The sequence below is a fragment of the Nonomuraea sp. NPDC005730 genome (assembly GCF_040630865.1).
Taxonomy (GTDB): domain Bacteria; phylum Actinomycetota; class Actinomycetes; order Streptosporangiales; family Streptosporangiaceae; genus Nonomuraea.
Genome location: NZ_JBEXYK010000023.1, coordinates 94,257 through 115,829, shown reverse-complemented (window position 1 = coordinate 115,829; position 21,573 = coordinate 94,257). Strand labels below are relative to the sequence as shown.

At 73.4% G+C, this 21,573-nt stretch carries 17 protein-coding genes; 7 read left to right on the top strand and 10 right to left on the bottom strand.

Translation table 11 applies throughout. The features are described 5' to 3' along the window. The first annotated feature begins 35 nt into the window (after positions 1–35). On the top strand, positions 36–590 hold the full coding sequence (locus tag ABZ444_RS25735; protein WP_358001667.1) for a DUF4142 domain-containing protein: 555 nt from the start codon (positions 36–38) through the stop codon (positions 588–590). Between the two features lie 176 nt (positions 591–766). Here the strand turns inward: ABZ444_RS25735 and ABZ444_RS25730 are convergent, their stop codons facing one another. The 10 genes from ABZ444_RS25730 to ABZ444_RS25685 are packed head-to-tail and all read right to left on the bottom strand — an operon-like array spanning position 767 to position 14,063. Further along, entirely contained in the window at positions 767–3,865 is a 3,099-nt protein-coding gene (locus ABZ444_RS25730) for a chondroitinase family polysaccharide lyase (RefSeq protein ID WP_358001664.1), read from the bottom strand. A gap of 59 nt (positions 3,866–3,924) precedes the next feature. Next, entirely contained in the window at positions 3,925–5,337 is a 1,413-nt protein-coding gene (locus tag ABZ444_RS25725; protein ID WP_358001661.1) for a WD40 repeat domain-containing protein, read from the bottom strand. A 44-nt stretch (positions 5,338–5,381) separates the two neighbouring features. Continuing rightward, a complete protein-coding gene (locus tag ABZ444_RS25720) occupies positions 5,382–6,794 on the bottom strand; it encodes an aldehyde dehydrogenase family protein (RefSeq protein ID WP_358001658.1) in 1,413 nt (470 codons plus the stop codon). Beyond that, a complete protein-coding gene (locus ABZ444_RS25715) occupies positions 6,791–7,927 on the bottom strand; it encodes a P1 family peptidase (RefSeq protein WP_358001655.1) in 1,137 nt (378 codons plus the stop codon). Before ABZ444_RS25715 ends, ABZ444_RS25720 begins: the two co-directional genes overlap by 4 nt. Further along, on the bottom strand, positions 7,927–9,108 hold the full coding sequence (locus ABZ444_RS25710) for a M20 family metallopeptidase (protein WP_358001652.1): 1,182 nt from the start codon (positions 9,106–9,108) through the stop codon (positions 7,927–7,929). The genes ABZ444_RS25715 and ABZ444_RS25710 overlap by 1 nt, the downstream gene beginning before the upstream one ends. Beyond that, on the bottom strand, positions 9,105–9,929 hold the full coding sequence (locus ABZ444_RS25705; RefSeq protein WP_358001649.1) for an ATP-binding cassette domain-containing protein: 825 nt from the start codon (positions 9,927–9,929) through the stop codon (positions 9,105–9,107). The genes ABZ444_RS25710 and ABZ444_RS25705 overlap by 4 nt, the downstream gene beginning before the upstream one ends. Beyond that, entirely contained in the window at positions 9,898–10,812 is a 915-nt protein-coding gene (locus ABZ444_RS25700) for an ABC transporter ATP-binding protein (RefSeq protein ID WP_358001646.1), read from the bottom strand. Before ABZ444_RS25700 ends, ABZ444_RS25705 begins: the two co-directional genes overlap by 32 nt. Beyond that, on the bottom strand, positions 10,799–11,632 hold the full coding sequence (locus ABZ444_RS25695) for an ABC transporter permease (RefSeq protein WP_358001643.1): 834 nt from the start codon (positions 11,630–11,632) through the stop codon (positions 10,799–10,801). The genes ABZ444_RS25700 and ABZ444_RS25695 overlap by 14 nt, the downstream gene beginning before the upstream one ends. Continuing rightward, positions 11,629–12,567 (bottom strand): ABC transporter permease, encoded by a 939-nt coding sequence (locus ABZ444_RS25690; protein ID WP_358001640.1) that lies wholly within the window; start codon positions 12,565–12,567, stop codon positions 11,629–11,631. Before ABZ444_RS25690 ends, ABZ444_RS25695 begins: the two co-directional genes overlap by 4 nt. Beyond that, entirely contained in the window at positions 12,564–14,063 is a 1,500-nt protein-coding gene (locus tag ABZ444_RS25685; protein WP_358001637.1) for an ABC transporter substrate-binding protein, read from the bottom strand. Before ABZ444_RS25685 ends, ABZ444_RS25690 begins: the two co-directional genes overlap by 4 nt. A gap of 90 nt (positions 14,064–14,153) precedes the next feature. On the opposite strand from ABZ444_RS25685, the gene ABZ444_RS25680 reads away from it, so the two are divergent. The 6 genes from ABZ444_RS25680 (at position 14,154) to ABZ444_RS25655 (ending at position 21,572) form a co-directional block, all read left to right on the top strand. Further along, entirely contained in the window at positions 14,154–14,915 is a 762-nt protein-coding gene (locus tag ABZ444_RS25680) for an FCD domain-containing protein (protein WP_358001634.1), read from the top strand. Between the two features lie 30 nt (positions 14,916–14,945). Beyond that, entirely contained in the window at positions 14,946–15,929 is a 984-nt protein-coding gene (locus ABZ444_RS25675; protein WP_357976858.1) for an adenylate/guanylate cyclase domain-containing protein, read from the top strand. Continuing rightward, positions 15,926–16,696, top strand: coding sequence for an aminotransferase class IV (locus ABZ444_RS25670; protein ID WP_358001631.1), 771 nt, complete (start codon positions 15,926–15,928; stop codon positions 16,694–16,696). The genes ABZ444_RS25675 and ABZ444_RS25670 overlap by 4 nt, the downstream gene beginning before the upstream one ends. Next, positions 16,693–17,697, top strand: coding sequence for an LLM class flavin-dependent oxidoreductase (locus ABZ444_RS25665; protein WP_358001629.1), 1,005 nt, complete (start codon positions 16,693–16,695; stop codon positions 17,695–17,697). The genes ABZ444_RS25670 and ABZ444_RS25665 overlap by 4 nt, the downstream gene beginning before the upstream one ends. A gap of 119 nt (positions 17,698–17,816) precedes the next feature. Beyond that, positions 17,817–19,973, top strand: coding sequence for a choice-of-anchor J domain-containing protein (locus tag ABZ444_RS25660; RefSeq protein ID WP_358001627.1), 2,157 nt, complete (start codon positions 17,817–17,819; stop codon positions 19,971–19,973). Between the two features lie 87 nt (positions 19,974–20,060). Then, entirely contained in the window at positions 20,061–21,572 is a 1,512-nt protein-coding gene (locus tag ABZ444_RS25655; protein ID WP_358001624.1) for an acyl-CoA synthetase, read from the top strand. The last annotated feature ends 1 nt before the right edge of the window (position 21,573 follow it).

Sequence of the window (21,573 nt, the reverse complement as noted above, 5' to 3'; positions counted from 1 at the left end):
CACGGAGCCACTTAGCACCCGCGGGAATCGCGGCCGTGCTGGCGTTGACCGTGTCCGCCACGGCACCCGCCGCGGCCCAGGCCGCCACCACCGTCCAGCCGGTGGCCGCGCCCGGCGCCGCAGCCGCCCCGTCCGTCCAGGCGTTGCACGCCTCGGCCCAGGACCGGGCGTACCTCCGGCAGGCGCACCGCGGCAATCTCGCCGAGATCGCGGCCGGGAAGGCCGCGCTCCGCAGGTCGCACGACAAGGACGTGCGCGAGATCGCCTGGCGGCTGATCCGCGACCACCGCAAGCTCGACGCCCGGCTGCGCGAGGTCGCGCACCGGCTGCGCGTCAGCCTTCCTGACGCGCCGAGCGCCGCCCAGCGCGACGACCTGGACGCGGTGCTCGCCCATCGGTCCGGTCACCGGTTCGACCGGGCGTGGCTGCGCCTGGAGGCCGGGGCGCACGAGCAGACGCTCTCGCTGATCAGGCGCGAGCTGCGGGACGGTCACTCCGGCTGGGTGCGGGACCTGGCGCGCGACGGCGCCCCCGCGGTCCGGCACCACCTGCGCGAGGTCCGCGCAGAGCTCGACCGGCACACCCGCTGACCGGGCGTGCACCGTCCCGCCCCGTGACCGGGACGCGAACCGTCCGCCTGGAGACGTGAACCGTCTGATCGGGACGCGAACCGTCCGCCTGGAGACGTGAACCGTCCGGCCGGGACGGCGGCCGTCGCGGTCACGGGCGTGATTCCCGGGCGGGGGCGCCCCCGCCCCCGCCCGGGTCAGGTCGCGGGACTCAGCCGCACCTGCACCGGCCGTCCGTGCACGGTCTCGAACTCCAGGACCGTGCGCGGCCCGGTGATCCTGGCCCGGCAGGGTTGGCCGGCGTCCGCCCGCCACCGCCCGTCCAGGGTCACTCTCATGCGGTGCGGGTGGCTGGGGCTGGCCAGCCAGGGCCGCGACCACGGGCTGTAGTGCCCGACGTAACGGCCCTTCTCGTACTGGTCGTGGTCGATCCCGCCGTAGAGGCGCAGGTCCGGATCGCATACCGCGATCACCAGCGTCTCCCCCTCCGTACGGACGAGCAGCATCGAAGGCGTGTCGACCTCGCGGACCAGACCTTCCAGACGGGTGCGCTCGAACACCGCGTACCCGGTGATGCCGGTGCCACGATCCCGTACGACGTGGGCCGCCGTGTCGGCGCGCAGCACCTGGTAAGGCGCACGCGCCGCGTCCCCCATCGCGGCGGCGAAGCCGGCCATGCGCTCGGCCGTGGCGTTCACCACCATCGCGTACTCGTACGTCCCGTTCCGGGGGGCGGTGCCGTGCCTGATCCAGGCCGTGGCGAAGTCTCCGCTGGTGGGCTCTTCCGTGGCGTTGTTGCGGGAGGTCTGGGCCGAGCGGGTCAGGGCCACTTTCTGCCCGGACGCCAGGTAGTAGCCGATGCCCTTGTCGTCGAGCAGCCAGCGCGGGCCGACGTCGAGCGCCTGGTGGGGGAAGGCCGTGACCGCGGCGCCGTCCACCACGGTGGGCGCGTTCCTGGCCGGCAGCCGGGTCTGGAAGAGGGTGGTCTCCGTCTCGTCCGCGGTGTCGTCGTTGGTGATGCCGGTGCCCAGGGCCACGACGCGGTCGTCGAACAGGAACACCGACTTGCGGGCCCGGTGCGTGCCGTCGTACTTGGGGTGTCCGTGCAGGTCCATGGCGAACAGGGCGTTGCGTCCGTCGATGGTGCAGGCTCCGGCGAACCGGGAGTCGGTGAGGAGCATCTCCTCGATGGCCCCGGTCAGGTCGCCCCTGAGCTGGTCGAGCGGCTTGTGGATGACCGTGGTGCCGGGGCGGCGGTTCCAGTCCCAGCCGGGCTGGGCGTAGCCGCTGTCCTGGTTGGTGACGGGGTCGCCGCGGTGCAGGACCTGGATCTGGCCGTAGGTGTTGTAGCGGCCGTACCAGTTGGCGCCGACGTAGATCTCGGTGCTCCACAGGTAGCGGTTGTGCCCGCGTACGGTGATCTGCCATTCGTCGCGGCGGTGCACGGCGAGCGCGGCGTAGTTGAGCGCCCAGGCGCCGGTCGGAGCCGGTTCCGGGACGATGCCGCCCGCGGCGAGCCGGGCCGCGAGCTCCTTCTGCCGCTGCGTCGGGTTGGCGGGCAGCAGGCGCAGGAAGGCGGCGGCGATCTCGTCGTCGATCGGGGCCAGCCACTCGAACGGGACGATCGACAGCGCGGTGGCGCCGCTGGGGTTGCGGCCGCTGATCGAGATCGGCCAGTGGTTCTTGTTGGCGTAGACGCGCTGCGTGAGCAGCGCCTTGCGCAACCAGCCGGACGCCTCGGGCGAGATCGCGAACGAGCCGCCGTGCAGGACGTAGACCAGCGGCGCGAGCCCGGCGAAGCCGTCGCGGACGTAGTCGGGGAAGAAGCCGACGTGGTGGAAGGCGGTGCCGTCCACCTTGATGCCGTCCTGGATGCCGTCGGTGGGCAGCAGGGTGGCGTTCAGCCAGTCGCGCAGCGCCCGCAGGTAGGCCACCTGCTGCGCCTCGCCGTCGCGCAGCAGCACGGCCGCCAGCATGCCGCGGACCGTGGTGTTGTACAGGTCCATCATGCTGCCCCGGGCCATCCGGAAGCCGAAACCGCGGAAGATCCGGCCGAGCCCGCTCAGCCATTCCAGGTCCGCTCGTACCCGCTCGAACTCCCCGGCCTCGCGCAGGGCGTCCCGCATGAGGTAGACGGAGTCGTACAGGCCGCGGACGTCGTAGCCGAGGTGGTGGATGGTGCCCTGGCAGCTGCCCTTCGTCCAGCCCTGTTCCCGCAGGTGGGCGACCATGCGCAGGTAGAGCGCGGCCAGCGCGGGACGTTCGGCGGGGGCGGCCTGGTGTGCCTGGGCGATCGTCTTCATCAGGTCGGTGCAGGCGCGCAGCGTGACCGGGTTCACGAACGCCTTGAGCTCGGCGGCGATCCCGGCCGGGTAGATCTGCGACTGGTAGGCGTGCGTGGGACGGCCCTCCAGGGCGGCGACCTGCGCCGCCAGCCCCGGCACGTCCGGCTTGACCTGGGCGGTCAGGTACTCGTCGTGGTAGCGGGTGTGCAGGGCGCGCAGCGAGGCCAGCTCGCCGGCGGACGGCGGCGACAGGTCGGGCTCGACGGTGGCCAGCAACCGGTCGAAGCGGTGGAGGGCCTGCCAGTGCTGGTTGTCGTACTCGTCGCCCTCGGGGGCGATGTCGGGGAGCTGGTGGTCGCGGCAGGGGGCGTCGGGGCGCAGCGGCACGTTGAGCATGAGCTGGTCGAGGTGCAGGGTCCCGGCCCTGCGCGGGGCGACGATGCGCAGGGTGTCCATGTCGGGGTGGGGCCTGCCGTGCATGTCGTAGGCGTACCGCAGCCACGCCGTACGCCACCCGCTGAACCCGAGCCGGAACTCGAACCACAGGTCGGTGCGTTCACCCCGGCCGAACTCGAACCTGAGCACGTCGTCCACCGGCTCGGCGTTGTGCACCCACACGCAGAACGCGTCCACCAGCCCCTGCCACGCCTGGTCGTCGCCGAGCCGGTAGGGGTCGGGCGCCCACCGCAGCGGCGCCCGCACGGTGATCACGTCGCGGCTCGCGTGCTCCCAGCGCAGCGACCTCGTCCCGCACACGGCGACCCGGTCGCTGATCGACAACGTGGAGCCCGGTCCGGCCGCGAAGTGCGGCGGGACCGCGCTCTCCAGCAGGAACACCGGCGGGTCCATCGCCATGGCCCGCTGTTCCAGCCCCTCGGCGGCAAGTCCTCCGGCCGCCGGTCCGCCCGCCGGTCCGCCCGCCGCCAGTGCCGCCGTCCCCGGGGCGCCGCCGGCGAGGAAAGCGCTTGCCGCACCTGCCTTGAACACCGTTCTGCGCGTGATCTCCACCATGCGCGCCATCCAACGCGACCGCTGCGGCAAGGTAAAGACATCTGGTCAAACCGTTACCCTCATCGGAGCGAGCAGAGGCTCACGTCCCCGTCGCCGCCGCCGTAGTCCGAAGGGTCCGCGCCGCCGGTGTAGCGGTCCCAGTCCGCCCTGCTCAACATCCGGGAGCCGCCGTCGCACAGGCCCTGCTCGGGGTCGGCGACCACCCGCCGCAGGTCGTGGAGGTCCCACAGGGAGAACGTGGTGCTGTCGGGGGCGGCCAGCAGGGCGCTGCGGGCGCCGTCGCTCAACGCCACCCCCCGCACCTCCGACGGGTACCCGCGCAGCCCGGCCAGCCGGACGGGGCGGGCAGGGACGGACAGGTCCCAGAGCGATCCGTTGCCGTTGGAGCCCGCCAGGAGAGCGGTCCCGCCGTCGGGTGTGAGGGCCACGTCGAGCATGTCCGCCGGAGGCATCCCGATGACGGCGGTCCGGACCGGGCGGGCCGGACGGGCCGGGTCGCCGAGCGTCCAGACCTCCGCCTGGCTCCGCCAGTCGGCCCCCGGGTCGCGCCGCGCGACGACGAGGACGCGTCCGTCGCCGCTCAGGGCGGCGGCCGTGCCGGTGTGGATGGCCGGGGTCAGCTCGGCCGCCTTCACCGGGTGCGCCGGGTCCGCCAGGTTCCAGATCGTCACCGGGCCCCCGTCGGTCGTGGTGACCGCCGTCCTGCCGTCGCCGCTGAGGTCGAGGTCCTCCGTCGGGGAGTCGTGGACGGCGGTGACCGAGCGCCGGGCCGGGTGGTCGCGTACGGTCAGGTCCCACACCAGCAGGTTCCCGGCGAAGTCGGCGACCGCGGCGACCCGGCCGTCCCGGCTCACCGCCACGGCCTGGACGTCGTCGAGCGGCCCCTTCGCCGCCACGCCCGGCAACGTCGCCCGCCGGGCCGGGTGAGCGGGATCGGTGAGGTCCCACACGGTCGTGGCGCCGTCGTCGCCGCCGGTCAGAGCGGTGCGGCCGTCGTGGGAGAGTGCCGGCGCCTCGACCGCGCCCTCGGGCCCGTCCAGCGTGACCGCTCTCCCGGAGCCGAGCTCCCAGACCTCGGCCTTGCCGTTCCCGGCGACCAGGCCGACGCGCCCGTCGCCGCTCAGCTCGGCGTGCCGGACGCCGCCGGAGTCACGGGGCTGGAGGTCGTCCCTACGCCACAGCAGGAGGGTGTCGGTCAGCCCGGCGCGGGTCTGGTCGTCGGCGTGCACGCCCACAGCGGCCAGGCCGAGGTCGCGAGCCTTGACCGGATCGTCCCCCCGCAGCTCGGCGGCGTGCAGCGCGAGCCCGTGGGCCAGCGCGACGCGCTCCCGGGCCCGCGCCTGCCCGTGCTCCCGCCACCAGGCCGTGCCGGCGCACGCCAGGGCGACGGCCAGGAGGACGGCGAGCACGGGCAGGGCCCTGCCGCCGCGCGCTCGCGGGACAACCGCCGGCTCGTCCGTCTGAATGGCCAAGGCACGCGCCTCCTCGCCGTTTCGGCGCCACCCTACAACAGCCGTCAGGGGCGGATGATCGCCATTCTGGTCACCGTCATCTCCTCCATGGCGAACCTCGGGCCCTCGCGGCCGCTGCCCGAGTCCTTGACGCCGCCGTACGGCATGTTGTCGGCGCGGAAGCCGGGCACCTCGTTCACCACCACGCCGCCGGTCTGGATGCGTTCGATCGCGGTGAAGGCGGTGGCCAGCGAGCGGGTGTAGACGGAGGCGTGCAGGCCGTACCGAGAGCGGTTGACGGCCTCGAAGGCGGCGTCGAGGTCGGGCACCCCGCGTACGCACACCACCGGGCCGAAGATCTCCTCGTCCCACGCGGCGGCGCCGTCGGGCACGCCGGACAGCACGGTCGGCGCGATCGCCCGGCCCTCGCGCACCCCGCCGGCGACCACCTCGGCGCCCGAGTCGCCGATCCACGAAAGGACGCGGTCCGTGGCGGCGGGGTCGATCAGCGGGGCCACGCGGGTCCCGGGCAGGCGCGGGTCGCCGACGGCGACGTCCTTGACGCGGGCGGCCAGCAGCGCCAGGAACTCCTCCCGTACGGGCTCCTCCACCAGCACCCGCTGCACCGCGATGCACGCCTGCCCGGAGGCGTAGTAACCGCCGCGCACGACGGCGTCGGCGGCGGCCGCCAGGTCGGCGTCGGCGGCGACCACGAGGGCGGCGTTGGAGCCGAGTTCGAGCAGCACCTTCGTGGGGGCGGCGGCGCGGGCGATGGCGTGCCCGGCGGCGGCCGAGCCGGTGAAGGAGACCGCGCCGATCCGCCGGTCCTCGACCAGCGTGCGGCCGACCTCGACGTCCCCGGTGACGAGCTGGACCCCGGCGGGCGGCAGGCCGCCCGCGCGGAGCAGGTGCACCAGCCGGAGCGTGGCCAGGGGCGTCGCCGGGGCGGGCTTGACGATCACCGGGCAGCCGGCCGCGACCGCCGGGGCGATCTTGTGGGCGGCCAGGAGCAGCGGGTAGTTGTAGCCGGTGATCCCGACGACGACGCCGATCGGCCGCCGCGTCCAGAACCCGATCAACCCCTCCCCCGACGGCAGCAGGTCCAGCGGTACGGTCTCGCCGTGCAGCCGGGCGACCTCCTCGGCCGCCGTGGCGAGGGTGAGCAGCGTCCTGGCCACCTCGACCCGGCAGTCGACCAGCGGCTTGCCGGTCTCCAGGACGAGCAGCCGCTCGAACTCCTCGCGGCGGGCGGCGAGCGCGTCGTGCGCGGCCATGAGCGCGGCGCGGCGGGCGTGCGAGGGCAGCGCGGCCATGGCGGGCGCGACGGCCAGCGCCTCCTCCAGGGCGCGGGCGGCGTGGGCGGGGGTGCCCAGCGGGGCGCGGGCCACCACCGAGCCGTCGTAGGGGAAGATCACCTCGGTGGTGTCCTCGGTGGCTGCCCATCCGGCTCCTATGGGCAGGCCGTCCGGCCAGGTCATCTGTCTCCCCCTAGGACGCTCGGGAACACGTCGAGGTACGCGGGCGCGCCCTCGCGGCCGGTGGCGGCGAGCATGGCGTGGGCCACCGCCCGGCTGAACACGTCGGCCGCGGCGGCCAGGACGTCCTGGAGCCCGTCGGGGCCGGGGGCCGGGCGGGCGCAGGCGGCCAGGCCGAAGACGGTGTCGCCGTCGACCATGGTGTGGGCCGGCCGGATGGCTCTGGCCAGGCCGTCGTGGGCCACACCGGCCAGCTTGCCGCACTGGGCCTTGGTGAGGGTGAGGTCGGTGGCCACCACGCCGATGGTGGTGTTGAACGAGGTGACCTTGTCCGGCTGCCACGCCCCGGCCTCGGCGGGGTCCGGGCGGCGCAGGTGGCCGAACTCGCCCGGCAGGCCGTAGCGCACGCCGGCGAGGGTGGCGCCCGCGGGGTCGAGGACGGATCCGGCGGCGTTGACGACGGCCAGGGCGGCCACGGTGACGCCGCCGGGCAGGACGGCGCTGGCCGTCCCGACGCCGCCGGCCAGGCCGCCCGCCATCGCCCCGGCGCCGGCCCCGATGGACCCGCTGGCCGTGGGAGGTGCGGTCGCGTACCGGGCCGCCGGCCGCGGGGAGGAGGGGGCGAGAGCGGCCCCAGCGCTGTCTCCGGGGCGGGGCAGGGGCGCGGGGAAGGGCAGTACGTGCGCCGCAGTGCGGGCGGCGGTGTAGGCGGCGGCGCCGAGGCCGGCGTCGGGGGTGGCGCGGAAGTCGCCGCCGCGCCCGAGGTCGTAGATGACGGCCGCCGGGACGATGGGCACCACGCCGCCCGCCACCGGGAAGCCGATGCCCGCGTCGGCCAGCCCGTCCATCACCCCGCACGCCGCGCTCAGCCCGTACGCGCTGCCGCCCGACAGCACGACGGCGTGCACGCGCTCGACCAGGTTGCGCGGGTCCAGCAACTCGGTCTCGCGGGTGCCGGGAGCGGCGCCGCGCACGTCGACGCCGGCCACCACGCCCTCCGCCGGAGCCAGCACCACGGTCGTGCCCGTGCGGTAGCCGCCGCCCACGCGGTGCGCGTGCCCGACGCGCAGCCCGGCGACGTCCACCAGCGAGTTCGTCGGCCCGGGACGCATCCCGGGCCCGGGTTCGGCGAGCATCAGAAGTCCCGGTGCAGGAAGCGCCGCGCCGCCTCGGCGAACACCCGGGTGCACCGGACGATCTCGGCGACCTCGACGTACTCGTCCGCCTGGTGGGCGATCCACTTGCCGCCGGGGCCGTACACGACCGAGGGGACGCCGCCCCAGTGGGTGAGCACGGTCCCGTCCGTCGAGCCCGGCACGCCGCCGTAGACCGGCTCCTCCCCCGTCACCGTACGGTGGGCCGCCGCCAGCGCGGCCACCACCGGGTCGGTCACCGGCACGTCCACCGGCGGCCGGTCCACCAGGACCGACACCGACGCCTCGATCCCGTCCTCGGCGGCGGCGAGGGCGGCCACCCGGTCGGCCACGACCTTGTGCTCCAGCCCGGGGACCGTGCGCACGTCGACGAAGAGGGACGCGGTGGCGGGGATGACGTTGACCTGCTCCTCGCTGCCCGCCCGGACCACGGTCGGGGTGACGTACACCTCGCCGAGGTGCTCGTGGACCGGATGCCGTTCCTGGAGCTCCCGCTGGAGGGAGCGCAGGGCGACCAGCAGCGTGCCGACCGCCTGGACGGGGTTGCGGCCGTGCTGCGGCATCGCGCCGTGGGCCATCTTGCCGGTGAGGTCGACGCGCAGCCGCAGCGCGCCCTTGGCCACCGCGCAGATCTCCCCGGCCTCGGGCTCGGCGACGATCGCGCCGTCCACGCCGTCGGCCAGCCCGGAGGCGACGAAGTGGTGGGCGCCGATCATCAGGCCCTCCTCGTCGGCCAGCGCGCACACCTTGATCCGGCCGGGGAACGGGCCGGCGAGCTGGAGTGCGCGGGTGGCGTAGAGGGTGGCGGCCAGGCCGGACTTCATGTCGGCGCTGCCCCGGCCCCACAACCGCCCGTCGCGGATCTCGCCGCCGAACGGGTCGACGGTCCAGGTGGACAGGTCGCCCTCGGTCACGACGTCGGTGTGGCCCTCGAACATCAGCGTCGGCCCGTCGCCGCCGCCGCCCTCGACCACCGCGACGACGTTGGGCCGCCCGGCGGCGGCCTCGCTCACGACCGGGTCCCAGCCCCACTCGCGCATCCTGGCCTCGACCAGCTCGGCGGCCGGCCGCTCGGTGCGCCCGCGCGCGGGGTCGTTGGTGCTGGGGATGCGCACCAGGGCCTGCGTGAACTCCACGACGCCCCGCTCGTCGACCTCGATCACAACAATCCCTCCAGGGTCGGTACGGCCTGCAGCAGGTCACGCGTGTAGGGGTGGCGCGGCGCTGCCCAGACGTCGTCCACCGGGCCGGTCTCGACGATCTCGCCGCCGCTCATGACGGCCACGGTCTCGCACACGTGCCGGACCACCGACAGGTCGTGCGAGACGAACACGAGTGTGAGGCCCAGCTCGTCCACCAGGTCGGCGAGCAGGTTGAGGATCTGGCCGCGGACGGACACGTCGAGGGCGCTGACGGGCTCGTCGGCGACCAGCACCTTCGGCCGGGGCGCGAGCGCGCGGGCGATGGCGATGCGCTGCCGCTGTCCGCCGGAGAACTGGTGGGGGTAGCGGTCGGCGGCCGAGGCGGGCAGGCCGACCTCCTCCAGCAGCTCGGGCACCCGCCCGCCGACCGGCAGGCCGAGCGCGACCAGCGGCTCGGCCACCAGGTCGCGCACGCGCATGCGCGGGTCGAGCGAGCTCATCGGGTCCTGGAAGACGATCTGCAGGTTCTCCCGCAGGAAGCGCAGCCGCCGCTCCGGCAGGCCGGTGATCTCCCGCCCGTCGAAGACGACGGACCCGCCGGTGGGCCGGTCGAGGCCGCACAGCAGGCGCAGCAGCGTGGACTTGCCGGAGCCGGACTCGCCGACGATGCCGAACCGCTCCCCGCGGCGGACGGTCAGCGACACCTCCCGCAGGGCGTGGACGGGCGCGCCCGGCCTGGTGAGCGAGGTGCGCGGGCGGTGGTGGACGCGGCTGAGACGACGGGCCTCGATCAGCACGTCGCCCGTGGGCTCATTCCGCGGGGTGCCAGCATGCGTAGGCATGGCCGTCTCCTGTCAGCGCCGGGAGGGTCTCGCACCGCGGGGTGGCGTGCGGGCAGCGGTTGCGGAACACGCAGCCCTCGGGGAAGGCGCCCGCGGGCGGCACGCTGCCCTTGATGGTCGGGAGCCTGGTGCCGCGCGGCGTGAGCCGGGAGGCGGCCAGCAGGCCCTCGGTGTAACGGTGGAGGGGGCGGGTGAAGACCTCGCGGATGGGCCCGGTCTCGACGACGCGGCCGCCGTACATGACGATCACCCGCTCGCAGACGGAGGCCACCACCGCCAGGTCGTGGGTGATGAACAGCAGCGCGGGGGCGACCTCGGCGATCAGCTCCAGCATCTGCTTCTGCACGGTGACGTCGAGCGCGGTGGTCGGCTCGTCGCAGACCAGCAGCCCCGGCTCGTTGGCCAGGGCGATGGCGAGCATGACGCGCTGCCGCTGGCCGCCGGAGAGCTGGTGGGGGTAGGCGCGGGCGATCTGCCCTGGTTCGGGGAGCCGGACGCGGTCCAGCAGGGCGAGCGCGCGCCGCCCGGCCTCGGCGCGGGGGACGCCGTGCAGGGTCATGGCCTCGGCGACCTGCGCGCCGAGGCGCATGAGCGGGTTGAGCGCGGTCATCGGCTCCTGGAAGACCATCGACAACTCGCGTCCGCGCAGGTCCTTCAGCCGCTTCTCGGGCACGCCGACCAGGTCGCGCTCCCCGAGCCTGGCCGTGCCGGCGGCGGTGACGCCCTCGGGCAGCAGGCCCATGAGCGACAGCGCGGTCAGCGACTTGCCGGACCCGGACTCGCCGATCAGCCCGACCCGCTCGCCGGGCCCGATCGCGAACGACACGTCGTGCACGAGCCCCACCTCGCCGGCCCGTACGGAAAGCCCCTCAACCGTCAGCACGGACCCTCCTGAGCTTCGGATCGAGGTGGTCGCGCAGGCCGTCGCCGAGCAGGTTGAACCCGAGGACGGCGAGCGCGATCGCCAGGCCCGGCCACAACGCCAGACGCGGGGTGGAGAACAGCAGCTCCTGCGACTCCTGCAACATCCGCCCCCAGGACGGGGTCGGCGGCCGGGTGCCGAACCCGAGGAACGACAGCGCCGCCTCGGCCAGGATCGCGATCGCGAACGACACCGACGCCTGCACGATCAGCACGGACCCGATGTTCGGCAGCACGTGCCGCACGGCGATCGCGCCCCGGCGGCGGCCCGCGGCGCGCGCGGCCAGGATGTAGTCGGTCACCATGACCTGGAGCGTGGCGGCGCGGGCCACCCGCGCGAACGCGGGCACGGTCGCCACCCCGATCGCGATCATCGCGGTGAGCGTGCCGGCCCCGTAGACCGCGCCCAGCATGACGGCCAGCAGCAGCGCGGGGAAGGCGAACACCAGGTCGTTGACCCGCATGATCAGCTCCGACAGCCAGCCGCGCGGCGTCATCCCGGCGACCACGCCGAGCGGCACGCCCAGGACGGCGGCGATGCCGACGGCCACCACGCCGACGTAGAGGGTGGTGCGCGCGCCGACCATGAGCTGGCTGAGGGTGTCGCGGCCGAACTTGTCGGCCCCCAGCAGGTAGCCGCCGCCGGGGGCGCGCAGCTTGCGGGCGGCGTCGACGAGGGTGGGGTCGTGCGGCGTCCAGACGAACGAGACCAGCGCGGCCAGCGTCACCAGCCCGACCAGCGCGCCGCCGGTCAGCAGCGTGGCGTTCGCCCGGCCCCTCATCGCAGCCTCGGGTCGAGCAGGCGGTAGGCGACGTCCACCACGAAGTTGATCAGCAGGACCGCGGCCACCAGCACCATCACCACACCCTGGACGAGCAGCAGGTCGCGCCCGGCGACCCCGTTGAGCAGCAGGTCGCCGAGCCCGGGCAGGACGAAGACACGCTCGACCACGACCGCCCCGACCAGCAGGGTGGCCAGTTGCAGGCCGAGCACGGTGACCACGGGGATCGAGGCGTTGCGCAGGCCGTGCCGCCACAGGGCGCCGGTGCTGCCGCGGCCCTTGGCGCGGGCGGTGCGCAGGTAGTCCTCGCGCATGACGTCGAGGACGGCGCTGCGCACGTAGCGGGTGAGCACGGCGCCCTGGACGAGCCCGAGCGACAACCACGGCAGCAGCAGCGAGCGCAGCCACTCCTGCGGGCTGTCGGCGATCGGGACGTACCCGCCGGAGGGCAGCGCCTGCGCCTTCACCGCGAACACGAACACCAGCAGGATGCCCGCGAGGAAGGCGGGGACGGCGATGCCGAGCTGACTGGCCGCGCTGATCGCCGCGCCGAGCGGGTCGCGGTGGTGCACGGCGGCGAACGTGCCGAGCGGCACCGCGACGGCCAGCGCCAGCACCATGCCGCCCAGCACCAGCACGGCCGTCACGCCGAGCCGCTCGCCGATCTGCGGGCCGATGGGCGAGCTGGTGACGTAGGAGAGGCCGAAGTCGCCGTGGGCCAGCCCGCCGATCCAGTCGAGGAACTGCACGGCCGGTGGGCGGTCGGTGCCGAACTGGCGGCGCAGCGCCGCGACCGCGTCGGGGGTGGCGTTGACGCCGAGCGCGATCTCGGCCGGGTCGCCGGGCAGCAGCGCCATGAAAGCGAACACCGCGACGGCGGCGACGGCGGCGCTCACGATCAGCACCGCCAGCCGTTTGAGCAGGTAGAGCGTCACTGCTTGGCGAGACCGGTGAAGTCGAAGGACTCCGCGATGGCGTTCTTCGGCAGCCCGGTGACGCCCTTCTTCGCCACGATCAGGTTGGGGAACAGGAACAGCCAGTCGGCGGCGGCGTCGGCCGAGAGCAGCTTGGCGGCCTTCTTCAGGTCGTCGGTCTGCTGCTGCTCGGTGCCGGCGTCGGCGGAGGCGAGGAGTTTGCCGAACTCGGGATTGTCATTGTGGAAGTAATACGATTTATCGGCAAAGATCCCCATGTCGCGGGGCTCGACGTGGTTGATGATGGACAGGTCGTAGTCGCCCTGCTTGAACACCACGTCCAGCCAGCGGGCCGGGAACTCCAGCGGCTCGATGTCGGCCGTGATGCCCACCTGGGCCAGCTGCGACTTCACGACCTGCGCGCTCGCCACCGCGTACGGCAGGTTGGGGATGCGCATCTTGACCGTCAGCGTCCTGCCGCCCAGCAACTCCTTGGCCTTGGCCGGGTCGTAGGGGTAGTCGCCGGTGCGGTCCTCGTACCAGGGGTCGGTGGGCGGCACCATCGAGCCGATGAGCTGGCCGCGCCCGGCCCACGCGGTGTCCAGCAGCGCCTTGTGGTCGATCGCGTACCGGACGGCCTGGCGGGCCTTGACGTCGTCGAACGGCGGCCGGGCGTTGTTCATCGACAACACGACCTCGCCGTTGGTGGTGCCCTCGACCGTCTGGAACCGGCCCGGATCGGCGAACTGCTGCAGCGACTCGGGCGCCTGCACGGCGGAGATGACGTCGATGCCGCCGGTCAGCAGCGCGTTGTTCATCGCCGTGGCGTCCTTGAAGTACTTCAGCGTGATCGCCGACAGCGCCGGCCTGGCGCCCCAGTAGGAGGGGTTGGCGGCGAGCTGGATCGACTCGCCGCGCTTCCACGCCCCCAGCGTGTACGGCCCGGTGCCGACGGGCTTGTTGGCCAGGTCGGCCACGCCGGTGCGGCTGAACATGGCGCCGAGCCGGGTGGCCAGGGCGTAGAGGAAGCCGTTGCTCGGCCGCTTGAGGGTGACGACCGCGGTGGCGTCGTCGGTCTTGGCCACCTTGTCGATGACGTCGAGCTGGGCCTTGATCTTGAGCTTCCAGTCGCTCCTGACCCGGTCCAGCGAGAACACCACGTCGTCGGCCGTGAACGGCGCCCCGCTGCTGAACGTGACGCCCTTGCGCAGGGTGAAGGTGTAGGTCTTCCGGTCGTCGGAGACCGACCACCTCTCGGCCAGCAGCGGCTTGATCGAGCCGTCCTGGTCGAGCTTGACCAGACCCTCGTAGACGTTGACCAGCAACGCCTGCGGGATGGCCGCGCCCTCGGTGGCGGTGAAGTCGAGGTTGGCCGGCTCGGCCACGAACCCGACGGACAGGGACTGGGCCTTGGGGGTGCCTCCGGTGCCGGAACCGCCCGAGCCGGAGCCGCCGCCACAGGCGGCTGTGACCAGCAGGAGACCGCCCACGGCGATCCAGATTCCGATTCGCCTCATGTCTTACAGCCTCCTGGCTAGTGCACTGGTCTGACCAGTAGGCTACGCACATTGCCAGTCCGTGACGGCTCGGGTCAAGGGGGCTTTCCCATGGGTGCACGGTTCGAGCCGGTGCGGGCCGTACGCGCCTACGAGCGGGTCGTGGAACAGGTCGAGGAGGCCATCGAGAGCGGGGCCCTGGGCCCGGGGGCGCGGCTGCCCAGCGAGCGCGAGCTGATGGTGCAGTTCTCGGTGGGGCGCTCCACGGTGCGGGAGGCGCTGCGCGTGCTCCAGGCGCGCGGCCTGGTGCGGTCCCGGCCGGGCGATCCCAACGGCGCGGAGGTGCTGCCGTTCTCCCCCGCCGCCTTGCACAAGTCGATGACCACGCTGGCGCGGGTGGCCGAGCTGTCGCTGGCCGAGCTGGTGCAGTTCAGGATGGTGCTCGACTCCTCGGCCGTGCTGCTGGCCGCGCGGCTGCGTACCGAGGAGCAGCTCGCCGAGATGGAGGCGGCCATCGCCGGCATGCGCGCCGCCATGCGCGACGCCACGGCCTCCGGCCATGACGCCTTCAGCGCCGCCGACGTGGCCTTCCACGACGTCGTCGTGGCGGCCAGCGGCAACACGCTCATCCAGGTCTGCACCGACGTGGTCCGCTCGGTCGTGCTGGGGCTGATCGCCGGGAAGATCGCCGACGCGCCCGACCGCGGGGCGCTGATGCGGCGCAGCATCCGGCACCACGAGGAGGTGCTGGCCGCCGTGCGCGCCGGCGACGGGGCCGCGGCCGCGCGCCTGCTGCGCCGGTCCATGTACGACTACTACGCCGTCCACCTGCCCGACGCCGAGCGGCCCGTCCTGCGCGCCCTCCTGGAGTGACGCCCGCCACAGGGGTGTTATGTTGCACGCGTGTCACGCGAGGACGGGGACGGGGTGGCGGAGGCGTTCCTGCGCACGCCGCGCCGCTACACCAGCCACCAGGTGGCCCACATGGCCGGGGTCCCGGTCTACCGGGCGCGCCGGTTGTGGCGGGCGCTGGGGTTCGCCAACGTGGCCGACGACGCGGTCGAGTTCACCGACGCCGACGTCGAGGCGCTGCGCACCATGCTCGCGATGGTCAGCTCCGGCGCCTACGACGAGGAGCACATGCTGCTGATGGCCCGCTCGATCGGGCGGGCGACGGCCCGGCTCGCCGAGTCGCAGGCCGAGCTGGGCGCCGAGGCGCTCGACCAGGCGGGCGTGCCGCTGGCCGAACGCCCGCGGGCCTGGCGGCGGCGGGCCGAGCGGGTGGTGCCCGACCTGGCGCGGCTGCTGGTCTACGCCTGGCAGCGCCAGCTCGCCGCCGCCGCCGGCCGGCTGGCCGACCAGGACATGAGCGCCGTGCGGATGGCGGTGGGGTTCGCCGACCTGGTGGCCTTCACCCGGCTCAGCCGGCAGATCACGGCGACCGAGCTGGCCCGGCTGGTCGACAGGTTCGAGGGGCGGTCGGCCGACGTCGTGACGTCCTCGGGCGGGCGGGTGGTCAAGACGCTCGGCGACTCGGTGCTGTTCGTGGCCGACAAGTCGCACGTGGCGGCCGAGATCGCGCTGCGCCTGGTGGAGACCCACCGCGGCAGGGACATGCCCGAGCTGCGGGTGGGCCTGGCCGCCGGGCCGGTGATCTGGCGCATGGGCGACGTGTTCGGCACCACCGTCAACCTGGCCAGCCGGCTCACCGCGCTCTCCCTGCCTGGAACGATCCTGGCCGACCCCGAGATGGCCGAGGAGCTGGAGGGCGACCGGGCGTTCCTGCTGCGCGCGGTCGACCGGCTGTCGGTGCGCGGGCTGGGCGAGCTGGCGCCCTTCACGATCATGCGCGCGGGAGCGGGCGGACGGGACATGCTGGACGCATGATCGTACGAGCGGTGGTCGAGGGCAGGCCGGTGGACGCCGACGCGCGCTTCGCGCTGGAGGCCCGCTACGGGCACTTCACCGCCATGCAGGTCAGAGACCGGCGCACCCGCGGCCTGGCCCTGCACCTGGAGCGGCTGGCGGCGGCCAGCCTGGAGCTGTTCGGCGCCCGGCTCGACCCGGCGGCGGTGCTCGGCTCGATCAGGGCCGTGCTCGGCGACGACCTGCGCGACGCGGGCGTGCGGGTCTACGTCGTCGAGCACGACGGCCGCCCGCGCGTCGTGGCCACCGCCGCCCCGCCCACCGAGGTCTCCACCCGCCCGCAGCGCGTCACGGCGGTCGTCTTCCAGCGTTACCTGCCGCACATCAAGAAGGCGGCCGGGTTCGCCCAGGCGCACCTGCGGCGGACCGTCACGCCCCTGGGCTTCGACGAGGCGCTGCTGACCACCGCCGACGGCCTGATCAGCGAGGGCGCGATCACGAACGTCGGCTGCTGGTCCGGCGGGCGCCTGCTGTGGCCGGACGCGCCCATGCTGCACGGCACGGCCATGGGCCTGCTGGAGGGCATGCTGGCGGGCATCGACGTGCCCCAGGAGCGCCGCCCCCTGAAGGTCGCCGACCTGCCGGGCTTCGACCTGGTGTTCCTGTGCAACTCCCACGGCGTGGTCCCGGTCGGCGAGGTCGACGGCGTGCCGCTGCGCCAGGACGGCGCGACGCTGGCCCGGCTCCTCTCCAGCTACGACGCCGTCCCGTGGGACCCGCTGGATTGATCCCGGGCCGTGCGGCGTTGCACGCGGGCGTGACCCTGTACTCGATTCTCGACCGTTCGCTCCTGCGCCGGGGCTCCGACGCGGCCACCGCGCTGCGGGACACCGTCGCGTTCGCCCGGCAGGCCGAGGAGCTGGGCTACCACCGGTTCTGGGTGGCCGAGCACCACAGCGTGCCCGGCGTGGCCGGGGCGGCGCCGACCGTGCTGGCCGCGGCCGTCGCGGCGGCGACCGGGCGCATCCGGGTGGGCACCGGCGGCGTGATGCTGCCCAACCACCGGCCGCTGGTGGTGGCCGAGCAGTTCGGGGTGCTGGAGTCGCTCCACCCCGGGCGGATCGACATGGGGCTCGGGCGTTCGGTGGGGTTCACCGGCGGCGTCCGGCGGGCGCTCGGGCACGGCAAGGAGGCCGCGGACGGGTTCGGCGACCAGATCGGCGAGCTGCTGGGGTACTTCACCGGCGGGCAGCGGACGCATCCGGGTGTGCACGCCGTCCCGGCCGAGGGGCTGCGTCCGCAGGTGTTCGTGCTGGCCATGGGGTCGGGGGCGGATCTCGCGGCGGAGCTCGGGCTGCCCATGGTGATCGGGGCCGGGCCGCGGGCGGTGGAGGCGGCGGCGCGCTACCGGGCCGGGTTCCGGCCCTCGGAGTGGGCGGCGCGGCCGTACGTGATGGCGGCGGTCAGCGTCGCGGTGGGGGCGACCAGCGAGGAGGCGGCGCTGCTCCAGCTGCCCGAGGCGTGGTCCACGGCGCGCTCGCGCACCGGCGGCGCGTTCCCCCCGCTGGTGCCGGCCGAGGAGATCACCCGGCTGGAGATGGCCGGTCGGGAACGGGCGCTGCTGGAGGAGGCGCTGAAGGGCCAGATCCACGGGACCGCGCCGGAGGTGGCGGTCGCGCTGGGCTCGTTGGTGGAGGCCACCGGCGCCGACGAGGTGCTGGTCACGATGAACACCTACGACCTGGAGCGGCGGCTGGAGTCGTACCGGCGGCTGGCCGTTCTGAGGTGATCGCCAATTCAGTCGCCTTTTGTTGGCAAATGCCCCTATTGCGCGCGCCAATCGGGCTCCGGTAATTACCGGATGTCACCCCTGTTCCATCCGGGCAACACCCATACCTAGGGGGTTCAATGGCGCGCACCCGAATCATCGGAATCGCTGCCGCACTTCTCTTACTGCCCACGCTGACCGCGATACCCGCGTCGGCCGAGTCCCCGCAGGCGGCCGCCACGGCCGCGCCGCCGAGCGACGTGAAGGAGCTCACCCGCAAGGACTTCACCCTCGACGGCAAGCCCGTCAAGGTCCCCGCGAAGTACGAGGCCCGCGCCACGGCCAAGGCCGCCGCCGAGACGCCGCCGGTCGGCACCGTACGGCAGTGGCTGGCCACGGACGACTACAACGGCCGCCTGTACCGCAAGGACTACACGCTGCGCGGCGTCGGCGACAAGATCGAGGTCTGGGTCGCCAACGACCTGGCCTTCCCGGCCGGCGACTGCCGCATGCAGGTGCCCGGGACCACGGAGATCACCGACGCCCAGGTCACGAACCTGGTGCAGCAGTTCGACACGAACATGTTCCCGAAGGAGACCGCGACCTTCAGCACGCCGCCGGACCGGGACGGCACGAACGCCGTGCTCGGCCCCGACGCCAACGGCAACGGCGGCGTCTACACCGGCGCCGGCGACCGCACGGTGACGCTGATCGACAACGTCCGGGACGACAACTACTACACCTTCCCGGCCGCGACCACGTACATCGCGGGCTTCTTCTCCTCCCAGTACAACGAGCTGCTCGACCGCAACGTGATGACGATCGACGCGTTCGACTGGCTGCACAGGACCGGCGCGAACCCGCCGGACAACCCGACCTCCGACGTGTGCACCTCGCGCTCGGCCCGGCCCTTCCAGTACGAGGGCGTCTTCGCCCACGAGTGGCAGCACCTGCTGCACTACTACACCGACCCGCTGGAGACCACCTGGGTCAACGAGGGCCTGTCGGACTTCGCCATCTCGGTGACGGGTTACGGCAACCCCAAGGCGACGGTGTTCGAGAAGGGCTTCGACAACCACATCAACTGCTTCCAGGGCTTCGGCATCGTCCAGACGCCGTACAACCCGAACCCGCGCAACTGCGGCGGCCCGCAGAACTCGCTCAACCTGTGGGGCGACGGCGGCAACCCGGACGCGGTGCTGGCCGACTACGGCAACGCGTACGCGTTCATGTTGTTCCTGTACGACCGGTACGGCGCGGACTTCCTGTCCAAGCTGCACCGTGACGGCGCCCTCCAGGGCCTGGCCAGCGTCAAGGCGGCGCTCGGCAGCACGAACCTGTACCAGGTGCTGCACGACTACCAGACGATGGTGCTGGTGGACAAGGTCGTGGGCAGCCGCGGCGTGGTGCTGGGCGTGCCGAAGAAGCGGGTGACGACCGCGAGCCTGAACTCCACGGTCAACCTCGCCAACCCGGCCGCGTACAACACTCCGGGGGCGGCCCCGAACGGCGCCGACTACGTGCAGATCCGCAAGCCGGGCGGGGCGGCGCCGACCTCGCTGTCCTTCCAGGGCGCCAAGACGCTGCCGCCGATCCCGCTGGCCTGGACCGTCGTCTCCGACGACCCCGACCGCGCGGGCAACCCGGTGCTGTGGTCGGGCAACGCCAGCAACCTCAACGTCGCCGCGGTGACCAAGGTGACGGTCCCGGCCGCCGACCCGACGCTGCGCTTCCTCGCCAAGTACGGCGCGGAGTCCGGCTTCGACTACGGCTACGTGATCGTCTCCGCGGACGGCGGCAAGACCTACACCGCGATCCCCGGTGACAGGACGGTGGCCGGTCCGCTCGGCCCGGCGGTCAACGGCACCACCACCGGGTTCCAGCCGCACACCTACAGCCTGTCCGCCTACGCGGGCAAGGAGATCCTCGTCGGCTTCCAGTACGTCAGCGACGGCGGGGTCAACGAGGGCGGCTGGAAGATCGACGACGTCACGGTGGGCGCGACGGCGGTGAGCGACGGGGCCAGCCTGGAGCCGTTCGACTCCCCGACCGAGGTCTCCCCGACGCCGGTCAGCAACTGGAACGTGCGTCTGGTCGGCCTGGACGAGCGGCACTCGGTGGTGCTGCAGGCCCAGTTCGACGGCAAGGGCTCGATCAGCCTCAACCGGCTGCAGCTCGCGCCGTTCGCGGTCTTCCCGTCGGTGGTCGCGATCGTGGCCTATGACGAGCCGACCGAGCAGGTGCAGCAGTACGCGCCGTACACGCTGAAGGTCAACGGCGTCACCCAGCCAGGGTGAGCCCGAGGAGGCGTCCGCCGGGGGTCGGCGGGCGCCTCCTTCGTCGGGTACGATCGCCGAACATCATTCGGCATGGGGGTGCCCAGCATGACCACGCGCCAGCACACGATCGGCGACCTCCTGCGGCGCTCGGCCGCCAGGTTCCCCGCCAAGACCGCCGTGATCTACGGCAACGTCCGGCAGAGCTACGCCGATCTCGACCTGGAGGTCAACCGCACGGCCAACGCGCTGGCGGCGCGGGGCGTGGCCAAGGGCGACCGGTTCGCCCTGTTCAGCCATAACAACCACGCGTTCGTGGTGGCCTACTTCGCGCTGGCCCGGCTGGGCGCGATCTCCGTGCCGATCAACTTCATGCTCGGGCCGCGCGAGGTGGCCTACATCCTGGAGCACTCCGGCGCGACGGGGATGCTGGCGGAGCAGGCGCTGCTGCCGGTGGCCGAGGCCGCGGCCGGGCCGGCCGTGCGGGTGCGCGGCGTGATCGGCGCGGCCGAGGGCTGGGAGTCCTTCTCCACCTGGCGCGGCGACGACGCCGAGCCGCAGGTGGAGATCGCCGCCGACGACCCGATCCAGCTCATGTACACCAGCGGCACCGAGTCCCGGCCCAAGGGCGCCACGCTGTCCAGCGGGAGCCTGCTGGCCCAGTACGTGAGCTGCGTCGTCGACGGCGAGATGAGTTCCGACGACGTCGAGGTGCACGCGCTGCCCCTCTACCACTGCGCCCAGCTCCACTGCTTCCTGACGCCCGGCATCTACCTGGGCGCCACCAACCTCGTCCTGCCGGGCGCCGACCCGGCCTCGATCCTGGCCACCATCGAGGGCGAGCGCGCGACCAAGCTGTTCTGCCCGCCCACCGTGTGGATCGCCCTGCTGCGCCACCCCGACTTCGACCGCCGTGACCTGTCCTCGCTGCGCAAGGGCTACTACGGCGCCTCGATCATGCCGGTCGAGGTGCTGAAGGAGATCTCGGCCCGGCTGCCGGACGTGCGCCTGTTCAACTTCTACGGCCAGACCGAGATGGCGCCGCTGGCCACCATCCTGCGGCCCGAGGAGCAGCTGACCCGGCTGGGCTCGGCCGGGCGGCCCGCGCTCAACGTCGAGACCAGGATCGTCGACGACGAGGACCGGCCCGTGGCGCCGGGCGTGGTCGGCGAGATCGTCCACCGCAGCCCGCACGCCATGCTCGGCTACTGGAACGACCCCGACAAGACCGCCGAGGCGTTCCGCGGCGGCTGGTTCCACAGCGGCGACCTCGGCGTCATGGACGCCGACGGCTACCTGTCGGTGGTCGACCGGAAGAAGGACATGATCAAGTCCGGCGGCGAGAACGTGGCCAGCCGCGAGGTGGAGGAGGTCATCTACCAGCATCCGGCGGTCGCCGAGGCGGCCGTGTTCGGCGTCCCGGACGAGCGGTGGATCGAGGCGGTGACGGCCGCCGTGGTACTGCGCGAGGGCGCGGGACTGACCGCCGCCGAGCTGAACGCGTTCCTGCGCGAGCGGCTGGCCGCCTTCAAGACGCCCAAGAACGTGGTGTTCGTGGACGCGCTGCCGAAGAACGCCTCCGGCAAGGTGCTCAAACGCGAACTGCGCGACGCCTTCTGAA

Coding starts and splice junctions, on each gene's coding strand:
- ABZ444_RS25660 (WP_358001627.1), top strand. CDS start 17,817: ATGGCGCGCACCCGAATCATCGGAATCGCTGCCGCACTTCTCTTACTG.
- ABZ444_RS25730 (WP_358001664.1), bottom strand. CDS start 3,865: ATGGTGGAGATCACGCGCAGAACGGTGTTCAAGGCAGGTGCGGCAAGC.
- ABZ444_RS25655 (WP_358001624.1), top strand. CDS start 20,061: ATGACCACGCGCCAGCACACGATCGGCGACCTCCTGCGGCGCTCGGCC.
- ABZ444_RS25685 (WP_358001637.1), bottom strand. CDS start 14,063: ATGAGGCGAATCGGAATCTGGATCGCCGTGGGCGGTCTCCTGCTGGTC.
- ABZ444_RS25680 (WP_358001634.1), top strand. CDS start 14,154: ATGGGTGCACGGTTCGAGCCGGTGCGGGCCGTACGCGCCTACGAGCGG.
- ABZ444_RS25670 (WP_358001631.1), top strand. CDS start 15,926: ATGATCGTACGAGCGGTGGTCGAGGGCAGGCCGGTGGACGCCGACGCG.
- ABZ444_RS25720 (WP_358001658.1), bottom strand. CDS start 6,794: ATGACCTGGCCGGACGGCCTGCCCATAGGAGCCGGATGGGCAGCCACC.
- ABZ444_RS25695 (WP_358001643.1), bottom strand. CDS start 11,632: ATGAGGGGCCGGGCGAACGCCACGCTGCTGACCGGCGGCGCGCTGGTC.
- ABZ444_RS25705 (WP_358001649.1), bottom strand. CDS start 9,929: ATGCCTACGCATGCTGGCACCCCGCGGAATGAGCCCACGGGCGACGTG.
- ABZ444_RS25715 (WP_358001655.1), bottom strand. CDS start 7,927: ATGCTCGCCGAACCCGGGCCCGGGATGCGTCCCGGGCCGACGAACTCG.